The 545-nt window shown below is 62.8% G+C and carries 1 protein-coding gene; it reads left to right on the top strand.

What is annotated here, in order from left to right:
- The coding region (locus J5M71_RS26890) for an FAD-dependent oxidoreductase (RefSeq protein WP_347709879.1) at positions 1 to 545 on the top strand (545 nt) is incomplete at both ends.

Genomic DNA, 545 nt, shown 5'->3' with positions numbered 1-545 from the left:
GTTTCGGCCCGTGCGGCATCTTCGCCGGCCTGCTGCTGGCGCAGATGGGCTTCAAACCGATCATTCTCGAACGCGGCACTGAAGTCCGTCAGCGCACCAAGGACACCTGGGGCCTGTGGCGCAAAAGCGTGCTCAATCCCGAGTCCAACGTACAGTTTGGCGAAGGCGGCGCGGGGACGTTCTCCGACGGCAAGCTGTACAGCCAGATCAAGGACCCGAAATTCCTCGGTCGTAAAGTCCTGCACGAGTTCGTCAAGGCCGGCGCGCCGGAAGAAATCCTCTACGTCAGCAAGCCGCACATCGGTACGTTCCGCCTGACCGGCATGGTCGAAAACATGCGCGAGCAGATCCGCGAACTGGGCGGTGAAGTGCGCTTCCAGGAGCGCGTCAGCGACGTGCTGATCGAAGACGGCCAACTGGTCGGCGTGCAACTGGCCAGCGGCGAAACCCTGCATTCCAGACACGTGGTTCTGGCCCTCGGTCACAGCGCCCGCGACACCTTCCGCATGCTCCACAGCCGTGGCGTGTTCATGGAAGCCAAGCCA

Origin of the sequence: Pseudomonas sp. 43(2021) (assembly GCF_017490805.1) — a bacterium.
Classification (GTDB): domain Bacteria; phylum Pseudomonadota; class Gammaproteobacteria; order Pseudomonadales; family Pseudomonadaceae; genus Aquipseudomonas.
This window is presented reverse-complemented; position numbering and strand designations above follow the sequence as displayed.